General features: G+C 70.6%; 26 protein-coding genes, 1 tRNA gene and 1 pseudogene. 16 read left to right on the forward strand and 12 right to left on the reverse strand.

What is annotated here, in order from left to right; genetic code table 11:
• Nucleotides 1-6 precede the first annotated feature (6 nt).
• The 3 genes from ACTWPW_RS06400 to ACTWPW_RS06410 are packed head-to-tail and all read left to right on the forward strand — an operon-like array spanning nt 7 to nt 1,797.
• Entirely contained in the window at nt 7-447 is a 441-nt protein-coding gene (locus tag ACTWPW_RS06400; RefSeq protein WP_364126061.1) for a phage holin family protein, read from the forward strand.
• Nucleotides 437-1,357, forward strand: a complete 921-nt coding sequence (locus ACTWPW_RS06405; RefSeq protein WP_375117239.1) for an alpha/beta fold hydrolase — start codon at nt 437-439, stop codon at nt 1,355-1,357. The genes ACTWPW_RS06400 and ACTWPW_RS06405 overlap by 11 nt, the downstream gene beginning before the upstream one ends.
• Nucleotides 1,354-1,797 carry a DUF309 domain-containing protein gene (locus ACTWPW_RS06410; RefSeq protein WP_375117240.1) on the forward strand — a complete coding sequence of 148 codons (444 nt, stop codon included), beginning with the start codon at nt 1,354-1,356 and terminating at the stop codon, nt 1,795-1,797. The genes ACTWPW_RS06405 and ACTWPW_RS06410 overlap by 4 nt, the downstream gene beginning before the upstream one ends.
• Here the strand turns inward: ACTWPW_RS06410 and ACTWPW_RS06415 are convergent.
• From ACTWPW_RS06415 to ACTWPW_RS06425, 3 genes are all read right to left on the reverse strand, one after another.
• Entirely contained in the window at nt 1,794-2,408 is a 615-nt protein-coding gene (locus ACTWPW_RS06415) for a TetR/AcrR family transcriptional regulator (protein ID WP_375117241.1), read from the reverse strand. The genes ACTWPW_RS06410 and ACTWPW_RS06415 overlap by 4 nt on opposite strands.
• A gap of 4 nt (nt 2,409-2,412) precedes the next feature.
• Nucleotides 2,413-3,381: an aldo/keto reductase gene (locus tag ACTWPW_RS06420; protein WP_443168168.1), complete on the reverse strand. Its 969-nt coding sequence runs from the start codon at nt 3,379-3,381 to the stop codon at nt 2,413-2,415.
• Between the two features lie 89 nt (nt 3,382-3,470).
• Nucleotides 3,471-4,661: a MarP family serine protease gene (locus tag ACTWPW_RS06425; RefSeq protein ID WP_375117243.1), complete on the reverse strand. Its 1,191-nt coding sequence runs from the start codon at nt 4,659-4,661 to the stop codon at nt 3,471-3,473.
• Between the two features lie 82 nt (nt 4,662-4,743).
• Here ACTWPW_RS06425 and ACTWPW_RS06430 point away from each other — a divergent pair, with 82 nt between their 5' ends.
• On the forward strand, nt 4,744-5,256 hold the full coding sequence (locus tag ACTWPW_RS06430) for a HEAT repeat domain-containing protein (RefSeq protein ID WP_364137689.1): 513 nt from the start codon (nt 4,744-4,746) through the stop codon (nt 5,254-5,256).
• Here ACTWPW_RS06430 and ACTWPW_RS06435 read toward each other — a convergent pair.
• Nucleotides 5,253-5,900, reverse strand: a complete 648-nt coding sequence (locus ACTWPW_RS06435) for an NUDIX hydrolase (protein ID WP_375117244.1) — start codon at nt 5,898-5,900, stop codon at nt 5,253-5,255. The two genes, ACTWPW_RS06430 and ACTWPW_RS06435, sit on opposite strands and share 4 nt — an antisense overlap.
• 40 nt (nt 5,901-5,940) lie before the next feature.
• On the reverse strand, nt 5,941-6,663 hold the full coding sequence (gene nth, locus ACTWPW_RS06440) for an endonuclease III (protein ID WP_364137685.1): 723 nt from the start codon (nt 6,661-6,663) through the stop codon (nt 5,941-5,943).
• An 84-nt stretch (nt 6,664-6,747) separates the two neighbouring features.
• Here nth and ACTWPW_RS06445 point away from each other — a divergent pair, with 84 nt between their 5' ends.
• Nucleotides 6,748-7,212 carry a hypothetical protein gene (locus tag ACTWPW_RS06445; protein ID WP_375117245.1) on the forward strand — a complete coding sequence of 155 codons (465 nt, stop codon included), beginning with the start codon at nt 6,748-6,750 and terminating at the stop codon, nt 7,210-7,212.
• 157 nt (nt 7,213-7,369) lie between these two features.
• Nucleotides 7,370-8,050: a Crp/Fnr family transcriptional regulator gene (locus ACTWPW_RS06450; protein WP_043629901.1), complete on the forward strand. Its 681-nt coding sequence runs from the start codon at nt 7,370-7,372 to the stop codon at nt 8,048-8,050.
• On the opposite strand, the gene ACTWPW_RS06455 is transcribed toward ACTWPW_RS06450, so the two are convergent.
• From ACTWPW_RS06455 to ACTWPW_RS06470, 4 genes are read right to left on the reverse strand one after another with little or no spacing between them, the layout of a single operon-like run.
• Nucleotides 8,032-8,823, reverse strand: coding sequence for an MBL fold metallo-hydrolase (locus ACTWPW_RS06455; RefSeq protein ID WP_375117246.1), 792 nt, complete (start codon nt 8,821-8,823; stop codon nt 8,032-8,034). The two genes, ACTWPW_RS06450 and ACTWPW_RS06455, sit on opposite strands and share 19 nt — an antisense overlap.
• Entirely contained in the window at nt 8,820-9,614 is a 795-nt protein-coding gene (locus ACTWPW_RS06460; protein ID WP_375117364.1) for an NUDIX hydrolase, read from the reverse strand. Before ACTWPW_RS06460 ends, ACTWPW_RS06455 begins: the two co-directional genes overlap by 4 nt.
• 56 nt (nt 9,615-9,670) lie before the next feature.
• Entirely contained in the window at nt 9,671-10,129 is a 459-nt protein-coding gene (locus ACTWPW_RS06465) for a RidA family protein (RefSeq protein ID WP_375117247.1), read from the reverse strand.
• Nucleotides 10,126-10,281: a hypothetical protein gene (locus ACTWPW_RS06470; protein ID WP_165959776.1), complete on the reverse strand. Its 156-nt coding sequence runs from the start codon at nt 10,279-10,281 to the stop codon at nt 10,126-10,128. Before ACTWPW_RS06470 ends, ACTWPW_RS06465 begins: the two co-directional genes overlap by 4 nt.
• 76 nt (nt 10,282-10,357) lie before the next feature.
• Here ACTWPW_RS06470 and ACTWPW_RS06475 point away from each other — a divergent pair, with 76 nt between their 5' ends.
• Together ACTWPW_RS06475 and ACTWPW_RS06480 are read left to right on the forward strand one after the other, a co-directional pair.
• Nucleotides 10,358-11,359 carry an ArsA-related P-loop ATPase gene (locus ACTWPW_RS06475; protein WP_375117248.1) on the forward strand — a complete coding sequence of 334 codons (1,002 nt, stop codon included), beginning with the start codon at nt 10,358-10,360 and terminating at the stop codon, nt 11,357-11,359.
• Nucleotides 11,356-12,483, forward strand: a complete 1,128-nt coding sequence (locus ACTWPW_RS06480; protein ID WP_443168169.1) for an ArsA family ATPase — start codon at nt 11,356-11,358, stop codon at nt 12,481-12,483. Before ACTWPW_RS06475 ends, ACTWPW_RS06480 begins: the two co-directional genes overlap by 4 nt.
• A 49-nt stretch (nt 12,484-12,532) precedes the next feature.
• Here the strand turns inward: ACTWPW_RS06480 and ACTWPW_RS06485 are convergent, their stop codons facing one another.
• Nucleotides 12,533-12,829: a WhiB family transcriptional regulator gene (locus ACTWPW_RS06485; RefSeq protein WP_020542548.1), complete on the reverse strand. Its 297-nt coding sequence runs from the start codon at nt 12,827-12,829 to the stop codon at nt 12,533-12,535.
• Between the two features lie 242 nt (nt 12,830-13,071).
• Here ACTWPW_RS06485 and ACTWPW_RS06490 point away from each other — a divergent pair, with 242 nt between their 5' ends.
• The gene (locus tag ACTWPW_RS06490; protein ID WP_375117250.1) at nt 13,072-15,342 is read left to right on the forward strand and encodes a transglycosylase domain-containing protein; all 2,271 of its coding nucleotides are present in this window, start codon (nt 13,072-13,074) and stop codon (nt 15,340-15,342) included.
• A 205-nt stretch (nt 15,343-15,547) separates the two neighbouring features.
• Here the strand turns inward: ACTWPW_RS06490 and ACTWPW_RS06495 are convergent, their stop codons facing one another.
• Nucleotides 15,548-16,003, reverse strand: a complete 456-nt coding sequence (locus tag ACTWPW_RS06495; protein WP_364137671.1) for a GatB/YqeY domain-containing protein — start codon at nt 16,001-16,003, stop codon at nt 15,548-15,550.
• Nucleotides 16,004-16,101: 98 nt separating this feature from the next.
• Between ACTWPW_RS06495 and ACTWPW_RS06500 the strand changes: the two genes are divergently transcribed.
• From ACTWPW_RS06500 to ACTWPW_RS06530, 7 genes and pseudogenes are all read left to right on the forward strand, one after another.
• On the forward strand, nt 16,102-16,965 hold the full coding sequence (locus tag ACTWPW_RS06500) for a metallophosphoesterase (protein WP_375117365.1): 864 nt from the start codon (nt 16,102-16,104) through the stop codon (nt 16,963-16,965).
• A 64-nt stretch (nt 16,966-17,029) separates the two neighbouring features.
• Nucleotides 17,030-17,103 (forward strand) — tRNA-Pro (locus tag ACTWPW_RS06505).
• A 162-nt stretch (nt 17,104-17,265) separates the two neighbouring features.
• Nucleotides 17,266-17,559: a LuxR C-terminal-related transcriptional regulator gene (locus ACTWPW_RS06510; protein ID WP_443168170.1), complete on the forward strand. Its 294-nt coding sequence runs from the start codon at nt 17,266-17,268 to the stop codon at nt 17,557-17,559.
• Nucleotides 17,560-17,577: 18 nt separating this feature from the next.
• Nucleotides 17,578-17,763: pseudogene (locus ACTWPW_RS06515) on the forward strand (recombinase family protein); the annotation flags it as partial.
• A 53-nt stretch (nt 17,764-17,816) separates the two neighbouring features.
• Nucleotides 17,817-18,731 (forward strand): FkbM family methyltransferase, encoded by a 915-nt coding sequence (locus tag ACTWPW_RS06520; protein WP_443168171.1) that lies wholly within the window; start codon nt 17,817-17,819, stop codon nt 18,729-18,731.
• Between the two features lie 189 nt (nt 18,732-18,920).
• Nucleotides 18,921-19,340 (forward strand): MazG nucleotide pyrophosphohydrolase domain-containing protein, encoded by a 420-nt coding sequence (locus tag ACTWPW_RS06525; protein WP_375117254.1) that lies wholly within the window; start codon nt 18,921-18,923, stop codon nt 19,338-19,340.
• Between the two features lie 78 nt (nt 19,341-19,418).
• Entirely contained in the window at nt 19,419-19,862 is a 444-nt protein-coding gene (locus ACTWPW_RS06530; RefSeq protein ID WP_443168172.1) for an HIT family protein, read from the forward strand.
• A 100-nt stretch (nt 19,863-19,962) separates the two neighbouring features.
• Here ACTWPW_RS06530 and ACTWPW_RS06535 read toward each other — a convergent pair whose 3' ends face one another.
• A complete protein-coding gene (locus ACTWPW_RS06535; protein WP_443168173.1) occupies nt 19,963-20,601 on the reverse strand; it encodes a class I SAM-dependent methyltransferase in 639 nt (212 codons plus the stop codon).
• Between the last annotated feature and the right edge of the window lie 189 nt (nt 20,602-20,790).

The raw sequence follows: 20,790 nt of genomic DNA on the forward strand, positions 1-20,790 counted from the left end.
ACGTTCATGCCGCAGACTCCCGAGGAAGAATCCCTGGGCTCGCTGGTCGCCCAGGCGAGCAGTCACATCTCGTCCCTGATCCGCTCGGAGATCGAGCTGGCCAAGGCCGAGTTCAGGTTCGACGCCAAGCGGGTCGGCACGGCGGCCGGGATGTTCGCCGCCGCGGCCTTCATGGCGCACCTGTGCCTGATCCTCGCCTCGTTCACGATCGCCTACGCGCTGGCCCAGGTCATGCCCAACTGGCTCGCCTTCCTCATCGTGACCGTCTTCTACCTGCTGGTCGCGGGTCTGCTGGTGTTCGTCGGGATCCGCCGGCTCAAGGGTCTGGCCGGGATGAAGCGCACCGCCCGATCGATCAAGGGGCTCAAGGAGATCGCCACTCCCGAGGAGCCGGCGCTGCCGGTGCCCAGCCCGGATCGCGAGCCGGTGACCCGAGATGGCGCCTGACGAGTCCGTCGTCCAGATCGAGGGCCCGTGGACGCACCGCGCGGTGCACGCGGGCGGCACCCGGTTCCACGTCGTGGAGGCCGGTGACGGGCCACTGGTGCTGCTGCTGCACGGGTTCCCGCAGTTCTGGTGGACCTGGCGGCACCAGCTCACCTCGCTGGCGGGCGCGGGATACCGGGCGGTGGCGGCCGACCTGCGCGGCTACGGCGGCAGTGACAAGCCGCCGCGCGGCTACGACCTGCCCACGCTGGCCGCCGACGCGACGGGGCTGATCAGGGCGCTGGGCGAGACCGGGGCGATCGTGGTGGGGCACGACTGGGGCGGGCTGCTGGCCTGGACGATGGCCGTGCTCGACCCCAAGTGCGTACGCCGGCTGGTCGCGGTGTCGGCACCACACCCGCTGCGGCTGCGCAACGCGCTGCTGACCGACCCCTTCGGGCAGCTCAGGGCCAGTGGCCGCCGGCTCGGGTTCCAGCTTCCCCTGCTGCCCGAGCGCCGGCTCACGCGCCACGACGCGGCCCTGGTGGGGCGGCTGCTGGAGGACTGGTCGCGGCCCGGCTGGCCGGACCCCGGGGAGTCGCGGACCTACCGCGAGGCGTTCCGGATCCCGGCCGTGGCGCACTCGGCGCTGGAATACCACCGCTGGTTCGGCCGCTCCCAGCTCCGCCCCGACGGCCGCCGTTACGCCCGGGCCATGCGTACCGAGGTCGAGGCCCCCACGCTGCACCTGCACGGAGCGCTCGACCCGAGCGTCCTGCCACGCACGGCGCAGGGTTCGAGCCGCTACGTGGCGGCCCCCTACCGGTGGCGGCTGTTCGAGGCGGCCGGCCACTTCCCCCATGAGGAGATCCCCGACGTGTTCGACACCGAGCTGCTCGGCTGGCTGAACGATCCGGAGCCCGACCGATGAGAGACCGCGATCCCGAGGGCCGCCCGCGCAGCGCCCGGCCGCGCGACGCGTACGGCAGGCCGCTCCCCTACGGCTCCCCCGGCCTGCCCAGGGTCCCCGACGACTACGCCCCCACCACCGAGCAGGCGCTGGCCGACGGCCGCCGCTTCCTCGACGAGGGCCTGCCGTTCAACGCGCACGAGGTGTTCGAGGGCCGCTGGAAATGCGCTCCCGAGGAAGAGCGGGAGTTGTGGCAGGGCCTGGCGCAGATCTGCGTCGGGCTGACGCACCTGCAGCGCGGCAACGGGCGCGGCGCGGTGACCCTCTTCAGCCGGGGGGCCGCCAAGGCGCAGTCGTACGGCGGCGCGTACGACCCCGTCGGCAAGGCGGCCTCGGGCCTGACCCAGGACAGCGACCCCGACGAGGCCATCGCCCTGATCCTGGCCAAGCTCCCCCGCTAGCCCAGCGCGGCGCGGCCCGCGACCAGCGCGCGCGTGGCGCCCGTCGCGCGCTGGACGGCCGTGTCCACGGCCCGCTCGCCCTCGCCGAACATGCCCAGATGCAGCAGCCCCGCGAGCCCGTGCGCGGTGGCGGCCACGGCCGTCCCCAGCGCCTCCGCCGCACCCGGATCGCCGCCCGACAGCGCCATCGCGGCCGTGCGGAAGGCCTCCTTCACCGGCTGGGTGGCCCGTTCGAGCTCCGGCTCGGCGATCGGCGACAGGGTGCCGAAGACGGCCTCGAACAACGTCCGGTGCTTGGCGGCGAACCGCACGTATCCCCTGGCCACCGCCACCAGCCGGTCCTCCGGCGAGTCGCCGCCGCGCTCGGCCATCACGGCCGTGACCAGCAACTCCCCGACGCGTGTCCCGACCGCCAGGAGCAGCTCGTCGCGGTCGGCGAAGTGCCGGTAGGGGGCGCTGACCGCGACCCCGAGCCGCCTGCTGGCCTCCGCCAGCGAGAACCCCTGCACACCCTGCTCGGCGATCAGCTCCATCGCGGTGTCGATGAGCGCGGCGCGCAGGTCGCCGTGGTGGTAGCGGTCGCGTTTGCTCGTTCGGGGCGTCGGGGACACCGCCTCAGATTAGCGACAGCTCGTTCAGCTTGCCGATCTCGGCCTCCGTGAGGCTGAACTCCATCGTGGCGGCCGCCTCCGCCGCCTGCCGGGGCTTGGACGCGCCGGGGATGGCCACGACCGTGTCGCCGTAGCGGTTGATCACCCAGTTGACGGCCACCTGGGAGATCGAGACGCCGTACGCCGTGCCGATCTCCCGCATGGCGCCGATCAGCGGCCTGGTGCGGGCCAGCCCCCGGGCGCTCAGCTCGCGCCGGCCGAAGAACCTGCGCATCACCGGCGCGGACCTGGCCAGCGCGGGGTTCTCGTGGAAGCGCCCGGTGAGCAGGCCGCCCTCGAGCGGCGAGTACGCGATCAGCGTGACGCCCAGCTCGCGGGCCGTGGCCAGGACGCCGTCGCGCTCGACGTTCCGGTGCAGCAGGTTGATGCGGACCTGGTTCGAGGCCAGCGTGACGCCCTCGGCCGCGAGCACCCGGTGGGCGAGCCTGAGCTGGCGGGCGGAGAAGTTGCTCACCCCCACCGAGCGGATCCTGCCCGCCTTGAGCAGCGCCGCCATGGCCTTGAGCTGGGCCGGGATGCCCGACAGCGAGCCGGTGGGGAAGTGGATCTGGTGCAGGTCCACGGGGAAGCCGCCGAGGTGGCGCAGGCGGTCGCCGATCGTCCGCGTGATGCTGGCGGCCGTCCGGCCGACGGGGGCCCATTTCGTGGCCACCGTGACCTGTCCGGGCCGGATCCCGGCCGCCTTGAGCGCGGCGGCCAGCGCCTCCTCCGAGTTGCCGTTCCCGTACATCTCGGCGGTGTCGAACCAGTCGACGCCGCCGTCGAGTGCCGCCCGCACCACCTGGGTGGCCGACTCCTGGTCGATGGGCCTGATCATCCAGCGGGCAACGTTCCTGGTGCCGGCGAACTGCATGCATCCCAGGCCGATGGGGGTGATCTCGATGTCGGTCGTGCCGAGCCTGCGCGTCTTCATGCCCAACCCTCCATGTGATTGCCTATCACATTGTGAAAAGCTATCACATTGGGGCGTGCGAAGGGGAGGGTCCCTTCTGGATCAGCTGATCAGTCGCACTCCTGCGTGCTGGCCGGCGAGGTGTCGCTGCGGCCCGCCGAGGCGTCGGGAGCGACCTCCTCGGCCGTCAGCACGTAGCCGGTCTGCTCCTCGTTGATCGCGGCGGCGAAGATCACGCCGTAGACCCGGCCGTCCACCGTGAGCAGCGGCCCGCCGGAGTTGCCCGGCAGCACCTGGCCGCGGATCGCGTAGACCTTCCGCCTGACCGTGTTCTCCCGGTAGATGTCGGGGCCCTCGGCGTCGAGCTGTCCGCCGATCCTGGCCGGCTCGGCGGTGAAGCCCTTGCCCTTCGGGAACCCGGCGATGATCGCGTTGTCGCCGCGGCTGCCGTCGCCGTCGAAGGACAGCTGCGGCAGGTTGAGCTCCGGCACGTAGAGGACGGCGATGTCGCGCCGCGGGTTGTAGCGCACGACCGTGGCCGCGTGGCGGGCGCCGGTGGAGTCGATGACCTGCAGGTCACGGGTGACGCCGGCGACCACGTGGGCGTTGGTCATGATCCGGCCGGGGGCGTAGACGAAGCCGGTGCCCTCGATGTGCTTGTTGCAGCTCTCGGCGTTGCCCTGCACCTTGACGATCGCGCGGCGGGCCCGGCTCAGCTTGGCGCCCTGCAGCACGCTCTGGTCGGGCGGCTGCACGTCGATGAGCTGGCCGGCGCCGATGGCGTCGAAGACCGGCGGGAACTCCGAGCGGTCGATGAACTTCTTGAACGGCTGCTGCCAGTTGCGCGCGGCCTGCGGGATGGCGTCGTCGACCGTGGTCAGCAGCGCGGAGTTCTTGACCTGGTCGACGAGCGGGGTGAAGGCCGTCGAGACGATCAGCGACCCGATCAGCCAGGCGATGACCAGCACCGACAGCGCGCTGGCGAACGTGCCCCCGATCGCGTCGGCCACCTTGGCGGGCTCCCAGGTGACGTGGCTGCGCACGACGGCGCCGAGCGTCGAGGAGGCGAACTGGCCGATGGTCGCGGCGAGGAAGACGATCACGATGGCGAGCAGCGCCTGCGGCGTGTCGCCGTCGACGACGGCCTTGGAGACGGGCGGCGCGATGAAGACGCCCAGCACGGCACCGCCGACGAACCCCACGAAGCTCATGGCCCCGATGATGAAACCCTGCCGGTAACCCGAGATGCCGAAGGCGATCACGAGGCCGATCAAGATGAGGTCAAGCAGATCACCGCGCACGCTTCAAAGGTAACCAGCGATACGGTCAAGTGTGCACGTCTTCGATCAGGACGGCGTCACTCACCTGGCTATCTTGAGCGGTATGCCGCCGGACGAGGGAACAGTGCGCGATCTCATCCAGGCAGCGCTGCGCGACACCGATCCTGACGGCCCTCTGCGCTGGCACGTGATCTCCTTGCTGCGCCAGCGGGGCGACCTGGAGTCGTTCATCGAGGCGCGGCGGCTGTGCGCCGCCGACAGCGTCGCCGAACGTCTCCTCGGCGTGGACATCATGGGGATGCTGCGGCCGTTCGTGGACCGTACGCTGCCGGTGCTGCGCTATCTCGCCGCCAGCGAGGACGACGCCATGGTGCTCTATTCGGTGCTGATCGCGTTCGGCCACCTGGCGGACCCGCGCTCGCTCCCGTCCGTGATCGACCTGGCCGCCCACAACGACCCCCGGGTCAGGTACGGCGCGGCGTACGCGCTGCAGCACGTGCTCGGCGAGCCGCCGGACCGGGCGGGCCTGGAGACGCTGCGGGCGCTGGCGGCCGACAGCGACGCGGACGTGGCCGGCTGGGCCTCGCTCGGCGTCGCGCTCAGATCGCCCTATTAGCCGCGGGAGGCGAGGGTCACCACGTCGGGCGGCAGATCCTCCACCTGAGCCGGATCCCACGGCTGTTCGAGCCCGGCCTCGCGCAGCACCGTGTCCAGCACCATCGCCGTGAACCCCCACACCAGCATCCCGCGCACCCGGAACGCCGGCCCCGCCGTGCCACGGGGATGCCGCAGCATGACGCGGTTGCCCGGGTCGACCAGCTCGGCGAGCGGCACCCGCTCCACGGAGTCGACCTCGTCGGGCGAGGCCGCGTGCACCGCCGACGGCTCGCGCCACCAGGCGATCACCGGTGTGACGCGGTTGTCGCTGTGGTTGAGGTAGAGCTCGGGCATCGTGCACAGCACGTGCACCCCGCTGGGGTCGGCCCCGGTCTCCTCCTCGGTCTCCCGCAGCGCGGCCTCGATCGGCCCGGCGTCCTCCGGGTCCACGCCGCCGCCGGGGAAGGCGGGCTGCCCCGGGTGCCTGCGGCCGCGCGTGCTGCGCTGGATGAGGAGCACGTCAGGGCCGTTGGGCCCCTCGCCGAACAACATGAGCACCGCCGCCGCCCGGCCACCCCGGCTGGGCGGCCGGAAGAAAGGGGGAACACGGATCTGCCGCGCTTGCGCCGCCAGTCTTTCGAGCCAGTCGGGCACTTGGGTCACGCATCCTCCAACACGCCGGGGCGCGAATGACTTCCCTCGATCAGGAGAAGGGGCCGGGCCTGACAAGCTTGGTGGCCTCGGCGGGGGCCGTGGGGCCGGTGCCGTACGAGGGGCAGAGCGCGGCCAGCGGGCACACGCCGCACGCCGGCCGCCGGGCGTGGCAGATGCGGCGGCCGTGCCAGATCACCCGGTGCGAGAAGATCGTCCACTCCCGCTTGGGCAGCAGCTCGCCCACGGCGTGCTCGATCTTGACGGGGTCGGTCTCCTCGGTCCAGCGGAACCGGCGGACGAGCCGCTGGAAGTGGGTGTCCACGGTCAGGCCCGGCACGTCGAACGCGTTGCCCAGCACCACGTTCGCCGTCTTGCGGCCCACGCCGGGCAGCGCGACCAGGTCTTTCAGCCTGCCGGGCACCTCGCCTCCGTGGCGCTCGCACACCGCCTGGGCCATGCCGATGATGCTGTTGGTCTTCGCGCGGAAGAAGCCGGTCGAGCGGATGATCTCTTCCATCTCCGGCCGGTCGGCGGCGGCGTAGTCCTCCACGGTTGGATATTTCGCGAAGAGGGTGGGGGTGACCATGTTGACCCGCTTGTCCGTGCACTGCGCGGACAGGATGGTCGCGACCAGCAGCTCCAGCGGGTTGCCGAAATCGAGCTCGCAATGGGCGTCCGGGTAGGTCTCCGCGAGGATGCGGTTCATCTTGCGCGCCCGCCGAACCAGAGCGAGCTGGGTCTCAGGCTTGCGCCCCGCCGCGTTCGTCGCCATGCGGCAAGAGTAGAAGCTCCGGGGAACGGTTGAACCAAGGACGGCTTATCCGCGTACAACCTGGCGCCTTGGAAGGGGGTCGTCATGGGTGATCAGGGAGCGACGCTGGCGGAGTTCGTCCGGCATGGAGGTCCGCTGCGCGGCCAGGCGCTGCACCGGCTCGCCGTGACCTGCGTCGCGGCCATGGCCAAGCTGCACGCGCGCGGCACCGCCGGGGTGCGGCTCAGCAAGGAGAGCGTGGCGCTGGGCGCGCGCGGCCAGGTGCTCATCGGGTGGCAGCGCTCCGCGACGGAGTCCGGCCTGCCGCGGGCGGAGGACGTACGGGCCTGGGCCGACCTGGTGGTCTTCGCGGCCACCGGCGCCGAGGACGGCGACACCTCCGTCCTGTGGCCCGCGCTGCGGATCGCGGTCGAGCAGTGCCGCCACCCCGAACCCGCCTCCCGCCCGCAGGCCGCGGACGTGCTCCGGGTCCTGCTCAGCCGGTCGGTGGCGGCGGCGGTGGCGTCCGTGGACGACCTCCTCTCCGGGGACCACCGAAGGGCGGGCTGAGCTCCGAGGAGTGCCGGTCGCGCGGTGAATCAGGCCGTCCGGTACCTTTCCCCCGGGAGCTGACGCACCTGGACAGGCTCCGAACACTCCGGCGTTCCCATAGCCTGTGTGTGCTGTCCGGAGTGGGGTGAGTCACAATGGCAGCAGAGGAGGCAGAGTGAACACCGAAGATGTGCTGGGCAAGGCCCCCCTGTTCGCCGCGCTGGACCGCGAGAGTGCCGCCGCGCTGCGCACGAGCATCACCGAAGTCCAGCTGTCCAAGGGGCAGACGCTCTTCCACGAGAACGAGACGGGCGACCGGCTCTACGTGGTGCTGGAAGGCAAGATCAAGCTTTCCCGCACCTCCCCGGACGGGCGGGAAAACCTGCTGAGCGTGCTGGGGCCGAGCGAGATGTTCGGCGAGCTGTCGCTGTTCGACCCGCGGCCGCGCACGGCCACGGCGACGGCGCTGACCGAGGTGCGCCTGGCCGGGCTGGGCCACGACGACCTGCGGCCGTGGCTGACCGGCCGGCCCGAGGTGGCGCTGCACCTGCTGCGCGCGCTCGCGCAGCGGCTGCGCCGCACCAACGACGTGCTGGCCGACCTGGTCTTCACCGACGTGCCCGGCCGGGTGGCCAAGCAGCTGCTCGACCTGGCCGAGCGGTTCGGCACCAAGACCGACGACGGCCTGCGGGTGCACCACGACCTGACCCAGGAGGAGCTGGCGCAGCTCGTCGGCGCCTCGCGGGAGACGGTCAACAAGGCGCTGGCCGACTTCGCCCAGCGCGGCTGGCTGCGGATCGAGGCCAAGGCCGTGGTCATCCTCGACATGGACCGCCTCTACAACCGGTCCAGATAGTCCAGCTGCGCCAGCACCGACATCTCGGCGGCCGGCCAGAGCGATCGGTCGACGTCGGCGTACACGATCTTGACGATCTCCCGTGGCGTGCGCGCGCCCTGCGCGCGCGCCGCCCTGATCTGGTCGAGCCGCTCGCGCCGGTGGGCGATGTAGCCGTCGAGCGCGCCGATCGGGTCGGGCAGCACCGGGCCGTGGCCGGGCAGCAGCGCCCGCGCCTCCAGGCTCTCGGCCGCCGCTCTGAGCCGGTCGAGGCTGCGCAGATAGTCGGCCAGGCCGCCGTCGCGGGCGATGATCGTGGTGCCCCTGCCGAGCACGGTGTCGCCGGTGAGCATCGCCCGGTCCGCCGGCAGCCAGAAGCACAGCGAGTCGAACGAGTGGCCCGGGGTGCCGTACACGTGGATCTCCAGGCCGGCCACGGTCACCACGTCGCCGTCGGCGAGCCCCTCGTCCCCCAGCCGGTGGCGCGGGTCGAGGGCGCGCACGGGCGCGCCGACCATGCCCGCGAAGCTCTTGGCGCCGCCGCTGTGGTCGAAGTGGCCGTGGGTGAGCAGGATCTCGGTGACGCGGCGCGGCCCCAGGTGCTCGCGCACGCGGCTCAGGTGCGACTCGTCCTGCGGCCCGGGATCGACGACGACCACCTCCTCGCCGGTGCCGATCACCCACGTGTTGGTGCCGTCGAGGGTCATCGCCGAGGGGTTGGGGGCGAGCAGGTTCTCGGCGTGATCGGTACGCGACCCGTCGGGCGTGTCGAGCGGGATGTGCAGCCCGCTCATGTGGTCACCAGCCGCATCTCGCCCTCGATCTCCACGGCTCTGGGCATGATCGTGACGATCTCCCGGGGCGCGGCCAGGACGCCGGCCACGCTGTCGTACGCCGCGAGCTCGCTCAACGTCCGGTACGTGGGCGGCATGAGGAAGATCTCCCCCTTGTGCGCCAGCTCTATGGCCTCGTCCGGGCGCTGCCAGACGACCTGGTCGGCCTCCCCGCCCACGTCGCGCGTGCGCTGCCCCTCGGGCAGCACGGCGGCGAAGAACCGGGTGTCGAACCGCTTCTGCTCGATCTCCGGCGTGATCCAGTGCGCCCACGCCTTGAGCAGGTCGGAGCGGAGCACCAGGCCGCGCCGGGCGAGGAAGTCGGCGAAGCCGAGGCTGCGGTCGATCAGCGCCAGCCTGTCGGCCTCCCAGTCCGCACCCGTGGTGTCGGCCACCACGGAGTCGGGCCCGGGCCCCGCCAGGAGCACGCCGGACTCCTCGAACGTCTCGCGCACCGCCGCGCACACCAGCCCGCGGGCCAGCCGCTCCCCGGCGTTGAAGACCTCGCCCCACTCCGCCGGGGACGGCCCGGCCCAGGCGACGGCCTGATCGGTGTCGCGCACGTCCACGGAGCCGCCGGGAAAGACGTACGCGCCCGCCGCGAAGGCCATCGTGGCCTTGCGCCGCAGCAGGTAGACCTCCGGTCCCGGGCGCAGGAGCACCACCGTGGCGGCGTCCCGCGCCGGCACCGGCTGGATCCGCCCGGCGAGGACTTCCCGCGCCCGGGCGGCGAGTTCGGCTGGAAGCGGCAATCCGGTCACATGACCTCCTCCTAGAACATCACTCGGTCATGGTGACATATGCCCCGTCAGCCGACTTCGGCGATCAGCTCCACTTCCACGGGCGCGTCGAGCGGCAGGGAGGCGACGCCCACGGCGCTGCGCGCGTGCTTGCCGGCCTCGCCCAGCACCTGGCCGAACAGCTCGCTGGCGCCGTTGCCGACCTTCGGCTGGTCGGTGAAGGACGGCTCGCTGGCCACGAACACGACGACCTTGACGATGCGGACGACCTTGGACAGGTCACCGACCTCGGACCTGAGCGCGGCCAGCGCGTTGAGCGCGCAGATGCGCGCCATCTCCACGCCTTCCTCGGTGGTCAGGTCGGCGCCCAGCTTGCCGGTTCTGGCCAGCTTGCCGTCGACCAGGGGCACCTGGCCCGAGGTGTAGACGAGGTCGCCGGTGCGCACGGCCGGGACGTAGGCCGCCACGGGCGCCGGCACCTCGGGCAGCTTCAGGCCGAGCTCCTCGAGCTTCTGCTCAGGGGTCACTGCTTCTCCCTCTTGAAGTAGGCGACGAGCTGCTCCGGCGTGGCGCCCTGGAGGATCTGGACCAGCTCCCAGCCGTCCGCGCCGAAGTTGTCGAGAATCATCTTGGTGTTGTGGATCAGCACTGGGGCTGTGAGGTACTCCCACTTCTTCATGGGGGCAGCTTATTGTGAGCAATCTCAAACGGTGGTCGTCGGCTTTCGACAAGTGACCGTTCGGTAGCCTCGAAACGTGGACTCTCCGGACACGGATTGGGCCGACGTACGGCTGCACGTCGTCACCGGCAAGGGCGGCACCGGCAAGACGACCGTCGCCGCCGCCCTGGCCCTCGCCCTGGCCTCAGGCGGTCGCAAGGTGCTGCTCGTGGAGGTGGAGGGCAGGCAGGGCATCGCGCAGATCTTCGACCTGCCGCCGCTCCCCTACGAGGAGCGCAGGATCGCGGTCGCGCCGTCGGGCGGTGACGTGTACGCGCTGGCCATCGATCCCGAAGAAGCCATGCTCGAGTACATGGAGATGTTCTACGGGATGCGCCGGGCGGGTCGCGCGCTGACCAAGATGGGCATCGTCGACTTCGCCACCACCGTGGCCCCCGGCTTCCGCGACGTGCTCGTCACGGGCAAGACCACCGAGGCGGTGCGCAGGCGCGGCAGGAACGGCCGCCGGATCTACGACGCCGTCGTGCTCGACGCGCCGCCCACGGGCCGCATCACGCGCTTCCTGAACGTCACCAAGGAGGTGGCGGGCCTGGCCAAGGTCGGGCCCATCAAGAACCACTCCGACCTCGTCAGCGGCGTCGTGAAGTCCCCGGAGACCGCGGTGCACTTCGTCACGCTTCTGGAGGAGATGCCGGTACAGGAGACGCTCGACGGCCTGGCCGAATTGCGCTCCGCCGGCCTTCCCCCGGGTGGAATTTTCATCAACATGGTGCGCGAGTCACTCCTGCCCCAAGCCGCTCTTGACACGGCTGTCAAGGGCCGGTTCGACGCCGAGGAGATCGCGCTCGGGCTCAAGGCGACCGGCGTCGCCGACGGCGCTCAGGCCACGGCGCTGGCGGAGGCGCTCGCCGCGGAGATCGTCGAGCACGCCCACCGCACGGAGCTGGAGCGCGCCGAGCGCGAGACGCTGGCCGAGGCCGGGCTGAAGAGGTACGAGCTGCCGCTGCTGGCCGACGGGGTGGACCTGGCCGGCCTGTACGAGCTGGCAGAGAGCATCCGCACCCAGGGAGCAGCGTGAAGAAGCCCGCCAGACTCGACATCGACGCGATCCTCGACGACCGGGGCACCCGGATCATCGTCTGCTGCGGCGCCGGCGGTGTGGGCAAGACCACGACCGCGGCCGCCCTCGGCCTGCGGGCCGCCGAGCGCGGCAGGTGCGTGGTCGTGCTGACCGTGGACCCGGCCCGGCGGCTGGCGCAGTCGATGGGGCTGACCGAGCTGGACAACACCCCACGCCTGGTCAGCTCGCCCGAGGGCGACGGGCAGCTCTTCGCCATGATGCTCGACATGAAGCGCACGTTCGACGAGATCATCGAGGCGCACGCCGACCCCGAGCGGGCCCGCCAGATCCTGTCGAACCCCTTCTACCAGTCCCTCTCCTCCAGCTTCTCGGGCACGCAGGAGTACATGGCCATGGAGAAGCTGGGCCAGCTCCGCCGCTCGGACGAGTGGGACCTGATCATCGTGGACACGCCGCCCTCGCGCTCGGCGCTGGACTTCCTGGACGCGCCCGAGCGGCTCGGGCGCTTCCTCGACGGCCGGTTCATCCGGCTGCTGACCGCACCGGCCAAGGCCGGCGGGCGCAGCGCGTTCCGGCTGCTCAACGCCGGGTTCGGGTTGATGGCGGGGGCGATGACCAAGTTGCTGGGCGCCCAGGTGATCAAGGACCTGCAGACGTTCGTGTCCGCGCTGGACGCGGTGTTCGGCGGGTTCAGGCAGCGTGCCGACATGACGTACCGGCTGCTCCAGGCGCCGGGCACGGCCTTCCTCGTGGTGGCCGCGCCCGAGCGCGACGCGATGCGCGAGGCGTCCTACTTCGTGGAGCGCCTGGCCGAGGAGCGCATGCCCCTGGCCGGCCTGGTGGTCAACCGGGTGCATGAGTCGCCGGCCTCGGCGCTCTCCGCCGCCCGCAGCGCCGCCGCCGCGGAGGATCTGGAGTCGAGGGGCGAGCACGAGCTCACCGCCGCCGTGCTGCGGCTGCACGCCGGGCGGATGCAGCTCGCCGCCCGCGAGAGCCGCGAGCAGGAGCATTTCGTCTCGGCCCACCCCACGGTGCCCGTGGTGCAGGTTCGCGCCATGTCCGAGGACGTCCACGATCTGACGGGTCTTCGGCAGATCGGGAATCTGCTGGCGACCGCATAGAAGTACGGCCGGCGGGCGACGCCGGCCGTACGCGGCCGCCGGGCTGGGGTCAGCCGGCGATCAGCTCGTTGGTTCGTTCGTATTCTTCCTTGGCGGACTCGAGCAACTCGCGCCACGAGTCCACGTCGGGCCGCCGCCGCAGCAGGGCACGTCGTTCCCGTTCGGTCATACCGCCCCACACCCCGAACTCGATGCGATTGTCCAACGCATCGGCGAGGCATTCAGTACGGACCGGGCAACCCCGGCAGATGAGCTTGGCTCTGTTCTGCGCGGCGCCCTGCACGAACAGGGCATCCGGATCCGCACCCTTACAGGCGGCACGGGAGGTCCAATCCGTGATCCACATTTTTCGACCCCACTCCCCTTAGGTGGTCAGTCGTCATTTGGGGCCGACGGGCGCGGGCGCCGAGCCTCCGTATTCAGTTGCCGCAGGGAGAACGTACGCAACTAGACGTTCGGGCCGACAGACCCCAGAGGACCAATTTCTCGCAGCAGTCTTGACCGGGAATGACTAGTCACCCCCGCCAGTCAAGGCGAAATGGTGTCGTGCTACCGGAAAGGTCAGTCTTTCGACGTACTCTTGGTAGCGTGCAAGCGCGTGGCAAAGATCGTTCCAACCCCGTCCTCAACGTCCTGCGGCTCATCATCGCCGGATCGGCGGCCGGGGTGCTCGCGGCCGCCGTGGCGTTGCCGGCGGTCGGCGGAGCGGGAGTGTCCACCAAGACGGCGGTGGAGGGGCTCAACCTCAAGCCCGAAGAACTCGACGAACCTCCTCTGCCCGAGCGCACCGAACTGCTCGACGCCGACGGGAAGAAGATCGCGCAGTTCTACTTCGAGAACCGGCAGTCCGTAAGCCTCGACCAGGTCGCCCCGATCATGCAGACGGCGCTGATCGCGATCGAGGACTTCCGTTTCTACCAGCACGGACCGATCGATGTGGAAGGAACGGCCAGAGCGCTCGTCAAGAATTTGACCAGTGGCGGCGTGACGCAGGGCGGCTCCTCGATCACCCAGCAGTACGTCAAGCAGGTGCTGGTCAACAAGGCCGAGACGCCCGAGGAGCAGGCGGCGGCCATCGCGCCGACGGTCTCCCGCAAGCTGGCCGAGCTGCGCTACGCCATGGCGATCGAGAAGAAATACTCCAAGAACCAGATTCTTGAGAAATATCTCAACATCGCCTACTTCGGTGCCGGCGCACACGGCATCCAGGCGGCCTCCAGGCGCTTCTTCGACAAGCCGGCCTCCAAGCTCACCCTCGTCGAGGCCGCCACGCTGGCCGGCGCGGTGCAGAACCCGGCCAGGACCGACCCCAACGTCGGCCCCGAGTCCCGCGAGCGGCTGCTCGAGCGGCGCAACATCGTGCTGGACCGGATGGCCGAGCTCGGCAAGATCACGCCTCCTGAGGCCGCCGAGGCCAAGGCGAAGAAGCTGGGCTACAAGGACGTCAAGGTGCCCGGCGGCTGCGAGGTCAGCGAGGTCCCGTACTTCTGCCTCTACGTCCAGTACGAGATCCTCAACAACGAGGACTTCGGCAAGAACCAGGACGAGCGCAGGAAGCTGCTCCAGCGGGGCGGTCTGAAGATCAAGACCACGATCGACCCGAAGATGCAGGAAGCCGCCGAGAAGGCGATCAAGAAGTACGTCAGCACCAAGGACAAGCCCGTGGCCTCGCAGGCCATGATCGTCCCTGGCACCGGCGAGATCAAGGCGATGGCCGCCTCGCGGAAGTTCGGCCAGAGCAAGAAGAAGAACGAGATGAGCTACAACATCGTGGCCGATGCGGCGCACGGTGGCGGTCGCGGGTTCCAGCAGGGCTCGACGGCCAAGGTCTACACGCTGGCCGCGGCGCTGGAGGAGGGCCTGAAATACGGCGACGGCTTCCCGTCCCCGGCCGGCTACACCGCCGGTGGCTACAGCACGTTCAAGAACTGCAAGGGCCAGAACGTCGGCGACCCGTCGCACACCGTACGCAACTCCAGCGAGGGCGGCGGCGGCTTCAAGACGCTGGAGAGCGGCACCTGGGGCTCGGTGAACACGTTCTTCGTCAAGCTGCAGGAGAAGGTCGGGCTCTGCGACGTGGTCAAGATGGCCAAGAAGCTCGGCGTCAAGCGGGCCGACGGGCAGAAGCTGTCCGAGGTGGAGACGTTCACGCTCGGGGTCAACGAGGTCGACCCCGTCACGATCGCCAGCTCCTACGCGGTCTTCGCCTCGCGCGGCCAATACTGCAGGCCGCTGGCCATCACCGAGATCAAGGACCGGAACGGCAAGGCCAAGCAGTACAAGCCCAAGTGCTCCCAGGTGATGGAGGAAGACGTCGCCGACGCGGTCAACGGCATCCTGTCCGGGGTGTTCACCAAGGGCACGATGCAGGAGGTCGGCGGCATCGGGCGCGACGCGGCCGGCAAGACGGGCACGACCGACAACTACATGTCGGCCTGGTTCGCCGGTTACACCCCGAACCTGGCCTCCGCCGTCAGCCTGGGCGACCCGCGCGGCACCTCGGCCCACAAACTGATCGGGATCACGATCGGGGGGCGCTACTACCCGTACGTGTACGGCGCGTCGATCTCCGGGCGGGTCTGGAAGGACTCCATGATCCAGGCGCTCAAGGGGATCGAGCCGACCGAGTTCGCGGAGGTCGACCGCTCGCGGTTCGGCGGCTGCACGGACAACTGCGCGCCCAAGCCGCCCAAGAAGAAGAAGGACGAGGAAGGGCCGGACGACCCGTTCGACATCTTCGACCCCGGTGACGGGGACGGGCCCCCTGACGGGCGCGGCGACGGGCGGGACGACGGAGACGGGCCCGGAGGCGGCCGCGGGCGCGGCGGCGACGCCGGACCGATCACACCGGGCCGCTGAGGCCTCCGCCCACGGACGTGGGGGGAGGCCCATGGCACAGAACATGGGCCAGACCCTCCCGGGCCCGCTGAGACGGCGCTGAAGCCCGTCCCAGGGCCCCTGGGACGGCGCCGAGGCCCTCTCACAGCCTTGTGCCGGCCTGCCTTGCCCGCTTACCGGCCTACCTTGCCCGCTAGCCGGCTGCGTACCGGCCTGCCTTGCCCCGCTAACCGGCCAGCTTGGCGCGGACGGCGGCCGCGACCCGGCCGCCCTCGGCCCGCCCGGCCACCTTGGGGTTGACGGCCTTCATGACCTGCCCCATGGCCTGCGGCCCCACGGCGCCGGTCTCGGCGATGGCCGCGTCGACCAGCGCGGCCAGCTCCTCGTCGGAGAGCTGCGCCGGAAGGTACTCCTCCAGCACCGCCTGCTCGTCCAGCTCCGCCTGCGCCTGCTCGGCCCGCCCCGCGTTGCCGAACGCCTCCGCCGCCTCCCGCCGCTTCTTGGCCTCCTTGGTCAGGACCTTGATGATCTCGTCATCGGTCAGCTCCCGGGCCTGCTTGCCGGCGACCTCCTCGACGTTCACGGCGGCCAGTGCCATCCGGACCGTCCGGAGACGTACCTCGTCCTTGTTCTTCAGCGAGGCCGTCAGATCGGCCTTCAGCTTGTCCTTCAATCCGCTCATGCGCTCCATCTTGCCGCCTGCGCGGACTACCCGGTCGCCTCGCGCCGGATGTCGGGCATCATGAGTACGTGAGGAAAGCAGTCGCAGTGCCCCTGTCCATGCTCGGTCTCGGCCTGGCCGGGCTGGGCTACGCCTCCGTGGTGGAGCGAAACTGGTTCCGTCTGCGCCGCTTCGACGTACCCGTGCTGGAGCGCGGCCAGCGTCCCGTGCGCGTCCTCCACCTGTCGGACCTGCACCTGACGCCGCGCCGGACCATGCTGATCAACTGGGTCCGCTCGCTGGGCGCCCTGGAGCCCGACCTCGTCGTCAACACCGGCGACTCGATCGCGCACCCGGAGGCCGTGCCCGCGCTCCTGCACGCCCTGGAGCCCCTGCTGTCCCGCCCCGGCCTGTTCGTCTACGGCTCCAACGACCTCTACGCCCCGAAGCCGAAAAACCCGGCCCGCTACCTGTGGCGCACGTCGAAGAACGAGCGGCGCCAGCACGTGCCCACCCTCCCGTGGGAGGAGTTGGGGGCGGGCATGGCCGCCGAGGGCTGGCTCGACATGAACAACACCACGGCCCGCATCAAGGTGGGCGACCTGGACGTGGCCGTGGCCGGCATCCACGACTCCCACATCTCCCGCGACCGCTACGACCTCGTGGCGGGCCCGGCACCGGCGGACGCGGACCTGCGCCTGGGCGTCATGCACTCACCCGAGCCCCGCAACATGACCCGCTTCGCCGCGGACGGCTACCAACTCCTGCTGGCCGGCCACACGCACGGGGGCCAGCTCTGCATCCCGTTCTACGGCGCCCTGGTGACCAACTGCGGCATCGACCGGGCCCGGGTCAAGGGCCTGAGCCGCCACGACTCGGCCTGGCTGCACGTGTCGGCCGGCCTGGGCACCTCGCCGTACGCCCCGGCCCGCTTCGCCTGCTTCCCGGAGGCGACGCTCCTCACGCTGGTTCCCCGGAGATAAAGGCGGTCACAAGCACCTTGGAAGTCCGCTAGACTTTTCCAAGCACGCGCACGACGGCGTGCACCGGGGTGTAGCGCAGCTTGGCAGCGCGCTTCGTTCGGGACGAAGAGGTCGTGGGTTCAAATCCCGCCACCCCGACAGAATTGCCACAGGTAGAAGGCCGCTTCCGAAGATCGGAAGCGGCCTTTCTCATAGCCTGAGTGGCTCACTGCGTGACCATCCCCTCAGATCGGCGACACTTCCCAGACGGTCGCCCTAAGGTCCCTCGTCCTCTCATGGCCCGTACATGACGGGCAGGAGATGCTGCACGCCGTCCATGCGGCTGCGGTCGGCAGCGGCGTGTTCAGCGGCAGCGTGGTCAGCCACCTCGTCAGCCGGTCCGCCACGCAGACCGTGATCCCCGGGCTGGCCGCGCGGGAGCACGACGCCCTGAATCTCGTGGCGGCCGGCCTGACCAACACGGCCATCGCCCATCGCCTGTCGCTCAAGCCGAAGAGGGTTCGCAATTACTCGTCCATGGTGTTGACCAGGCTCGGGGTCGACGACCGTGACGAGGCGCTCGCCCTGGCCCGTGCGGCCGGGCTGGGGTTCTGACGGCCCCGCTGCGGCACCGACGAACAGGACGTCATCCTCCAGACCGATCAGCTGCTCGCTCGCGGCGTTCCGGAAGATCGCGTCTACATCGACCGCGGCTTCTCCGGCACCACCCGCCGCAACCGGGCCGGCCTCGACCAGGCCCTCGCCGCAGTCTGGGACGGCACCGTGTTCATCGTCACCGGGTTCCATCGCTTCGTCCGCAACAGGGCCGAGGCCGACGTGCCGATCCGCCTCCGGGCTGATGTGATGACGGTATGGTCGCCATGCGTGATGGCCGGATACTCCACGGCGTCTGGAGGCTGCTGCGGCGGTTGCCGCCAGGTGTGGCCAGGAGGGTCGCCCGGCTCGTCGCCGGTGCGCAGGCTATGCGCGAATCCGGCTACTGGAAGACCGCGTACCGGATCTCACCCAGGCTGGCGGGTGAGAACCCCGGCCTTGGCAAGATCCCGCCGTGGTGGGCCGCGACGGTCCGCGTCCGCAGGAACGGGCTGAGGCTGGAGCTGGACCTGCGCGACAACCTGCAGGCCATCCTGTACTACACCGGACGCTACGAGCCCGATGTCCTGCGGTTCCTCCGCCGGGAGCTCCGGGCCGGGGACGTCGTGGTCGATGTCGGGGCGCACATCGGCGTACACGCACTCGCCGCCGCCCGCATCCTGCGTCGCTCGGACGGCCGCGTGATCGCTTTCGAACCCGCCTCGGACTCCGCCGCCAAGCTCCGCGCCGCCGCCCACCGTAACCGCCTGCGGGTCGAGGTCGTGCGGACCGCGCTGGGCGCCCGCCACGGGACGGCCGGCCTGTACGGCGACGCACGCTACGACGCCGCCGACGCGGGAGTACGGTCCGAGTACGGCGATGCGGCACTGGTCGAGCAGGTCCCGGTGCGTACCTTCGACGCCTGGGCCGAGGAGACGGGGCTGCGCCGCCTCGATGTCGTCAAGATCGACGTGGAGGGCGCCGAGGCCGCCGTGCTCACCGGCATGAGCCGCTCGCTCCGCACCCTGCGGCCGCGCGCCGTGCTGGTCGAGGTCAAACAGCGCGAACGCACGGACACGAGCGCGGAGGAACTGCGCGAACTCCTGCGCGCACATGGGTATGCGAAGGCCGCTCGCCTCGGCCACAACGAGCTGTTCCGCCCCGGCGAGCCTCCCTCATCGAGATCGTCATAGAGGGCTGGATCGTGCTGCCTGAGGGGCCCGGCGGGTAGCGTCGCGGGCGTTCTCGGCGAGGACCATCAGCGCCTTGTGCTCGCGGTGGGCGTCTTCGCGGGTGGGCAGCCCACGAACCGCAGCCGACGTCGCGCGCGGCGGCTCCGCGAACCTTGGTCGGACGTCGCGCCCAGCGCTTAGGGTCAGGGCATGGATCATGAGCCGATGCGGCGAGTCGCCGAGTTCCGCGAGACGTTCGACGGTGAGGCCCGGACCGAACGCCCCGAATTGGCGGAACACCGCCGGACGCTGCTGGTCGAGGAAGCGGGCGAAGCTGCCGAGGCCCTCACCGACCTCGCGAAGGCCCTGCGGACCGGCGACGACCCGCTCGCCGCGTACAAGGCGGTGGCCAAGGAACTGGCCGACGTCCTCTACGTCACCTACGGCGCCGCGGATGCACTGGGGATCGATCTGCCGGCCGTCTTCGCCGAGGTCCATCGGTCCAACATGAGCAAGCTTGACGCGGACGGCCGAGTCCTCCGCCGAGCCGACGGCAAGGTGCTCAAAGGCCCCGGCTACCGACCGCCGATCCTCGATGATCTCGTCGAGCGGCCGTCGACCGGGTCCTGAGCGCTCCGCACGACGTTCGACCAGGATTCGCGGAGGGACAGACTCCACGACACCGACGACCAGCCAGGGAGGCGCGGGGTGCACAACCACGAACCCGCCGACTACCACTGCCCGTTCTGCCACCTCACCCCGGACCGGGAACCCGACGTGGTCTACCGCGACGAGCGCGTCTTCGCGATGATCTGCCCCCGCTGGTGGCCGCGGAACGCGGGACATCTGCTGATCATCCCCGTCGCCCATCACGAGAACCTCTACGACCTCCCCGCCGCCGACGGCCACGCGATCTTCGACGCCACCCGGATGCTCGCCCGCGCCATGCGCACCGCCTACGACTGCGCGGGCGTCTCCACCCGCCAGCACAACGAGCCCGCCGGCAACCAAGACGTCTGGCACTTCCACCAGCACCTCTTCCCCCGCTACCCCGGCGACGACCTCTACGGCACTCCCCCGCAGCCCGACTGGCTCCCCGCCGACCGCCGCCGCGCCTACGCGGAGCGGCTGCGGGCCGCGCTCAACCCCTAGAAGACGCGTTGCGTGGCGCGTTCGGGCAGGGCAGCGGCGTGCCTGTGTTCCGTGCCAGGCCGCCCGCATGCCCGCCCGTCCGGTGTACGGGTACCGGGGCCTACAGTGCGCGCATCAGCAGGTGGCCGCGGCGGAATCGTTCATCCTCCAGAGGCTCGCGCAACATCCGCGCCACCTCGACGAACCCTTCCTTGCAGGCCAGGTCGGCCAGGTCGTCGATCGGCCAGCGGTAGGCCGGCGTGACCCTGTGGTCGAACTGCAGCACCGGGCCGCCCTCGGATTCGAAGAAACCGAGCAGGAGGTGACCACCCGGGGCCAGCACCCGGCGGAACTCGGCAAGGTACGGCGGCAGCTCCGGTGGCGGGATGTGGATGACGGAGTACCAGGAGAGCAGTCCGCCCAGCTCGCCGTCGGCCACGTCGAAGGCGCCCATCGAACCCACCTCGAAACGCAGGTCAGGATGGTCTCTGCGGGCGATGTCGATCAGTGCGGGAGACAGGTCGATGCCGAAGGCGTCCAGTCCGAGGTCACGCAGGTGTGCCGTCATGTGCCCGGGACCGCAGCCGGCCTCGGCGACGGGCCGGGGTCCGGCGGCCCGTACGAGTTCGGCGAACACGGCGACCATCGCGCGATCCAGCGGCAGGCGGTCGAGCGAATCTCGGGCGAAGTCGGCGTAGAGGTCGGCGACGGCGTCGTAGGCGTCCGCCGTCGCGGTCAGGTAGGGGGAGGATTCGGCCATGGCGGACGACTGTAGTTCATCGGTCGGCAAAGGTCGTCGGTCTTTTCCGGTGGTCGTGCGTCGCACACGCGCCAAGATCGCAGATCTGGCCGCGCTGAGGGGCGCCATGAGCCAGGAGTGCGCAGCGCGGGGCCGCCTCCTCCGCGAAGTGGTGGCTGGACCGGCTTGCCGCATGGCCGTACACCCGTG

The organism is Nonomuraea sp. KM90 (assembly GCF_052246675.1).
GTDB lineage: Bacteria > Actinomycetota > Actinomycetes > Streptosporangiales > Streptosporangiaceae > Nonomuraea.

What these genes read in the sequence shown, in the direction of transcription:
- nth (WP_364137685.1), bottom strand. Translation starts at nt 6,663, where the DNA reads ATGGCGACGAACGCGGCGGGGCGCAAGCCTGAGACCCAGCTCGCTCTG.
- ACTWPW_RS06410 (WP_375117240.1), top strand. Translation starts at nt 1,354, where the DNA reads ATGAGAGACCGCGATCCCGAGGGCCGCCCGCGCAGCGCCCGGCCGCGC.
- ACTWPW_RS06535 (WP_443168173.1), bottom strand. Translation starts at nt 20,601, where the DNA reads ATGGCCGAATCCTCCCCCTACCTGACCGCGACGGCGGACGCCTACGAC.
- ACTWPW_RS06485 (WP_020542548.1), bottom strand. Translation starts at nt 12,829, where the DNA reads ATGTGGATCACGGATTGGACCTCCCGTGCCGCCTGTAAGGGTGCGGAT.
- ACTWPW_RS06405 (WP_375117239.1), top strand. Translation starts at nt 437, where the DNA reads ATGGCGCCTGACGAGTCCGTCGTCCAGATCGAGGGCCCGTGGACGCAC.
- ACTWPW_RS06430 (WP_364137689.1), top strand. Translation starts at nt 4,744, where the DNA reads ATGCCGCCGGACGAGGGAACAGTGCGCGATCTCATCCAGGCAGCGCTG.
- ACTWPW_RS06495 (WP_364137671.1), bottom strand. Translation starts at nt 16,003, where the DNA reads ATGAGCGGATTGAAGGACAAGCTGAAGGCCGATCTGACGGCCTCGCTG.
- ACTWPW_RS06445 (WP_375117245.1), top strand. Translation starts at nt 6,748, where the DNA reads ATGGGTGATCAGGGAGCGACGCTGGCGGAGTTCGTCCGGCATGGAGGT.
- ACTWPW_RS06400 (WP_364126061.1), top strand. Translation starts at nt 7, where the DNA reads ATGCCGCAGACTCCCGAGGAAGAATCCCTGGGCTCGCTGGTCGCCCAG.
- ACTWPW_RS06420 (WP_443168168.1), bottom strand. Translation starts at nt 3,381, where the DNA reads ATGAAGACGCGCAGGCTCGGCACGACCGACATCGAGATCACCCCCATC.
- ACTWPW_RS06520 (WP_443168171.1), top strand. Translation starts at nt 17,817, where the DNA reads ATGGTCGCCATGCGTGATGGCCGGATACTCCACGGCGTCTGGAGGCTG.
- ACTWPW_RS06470 (WP_165959776.1), bottom strand. Translation starts at nt 10,281, where the DNA reads ATGAAGAAGTGGGAGTACCTCACAGCCCCAGTGCTGATCCACAACACC.
- ACTWPW_RS06455 (WP_375117246.1), bottom strand. Translation starts at nt 8,823, where the DNA reads ATGAGCGGGCTGCACATCCCGCTCGACACGCCCGACGGGTCGCGTACC.
- ACTWPW_RS06525 (WP_375117254.1), top strand. Translation starts at nt 18,921, where the DNA reads ATGGATCATGAGCCGATGCGGCGAGTCGCCGAGTTCCGCGAGACGTTC.
- ACTWPW_RS06500 (WP_375117365.1), top strand. Translation starts at nt 16,102, where the DNA reads ATGCTCGGTCTCGGCCTGGCCGGGCTGGGCTACGCCTCCGTGGTGGAG.
- ACTWPW_RS06510 (WP_443168170.1), top strand. Translation starts at nt 17,266, where the DNA reads ATGCTGCACGCCGTCCATGCGGCTGCGGTCGGCAGCGGCGTGTTCAGC.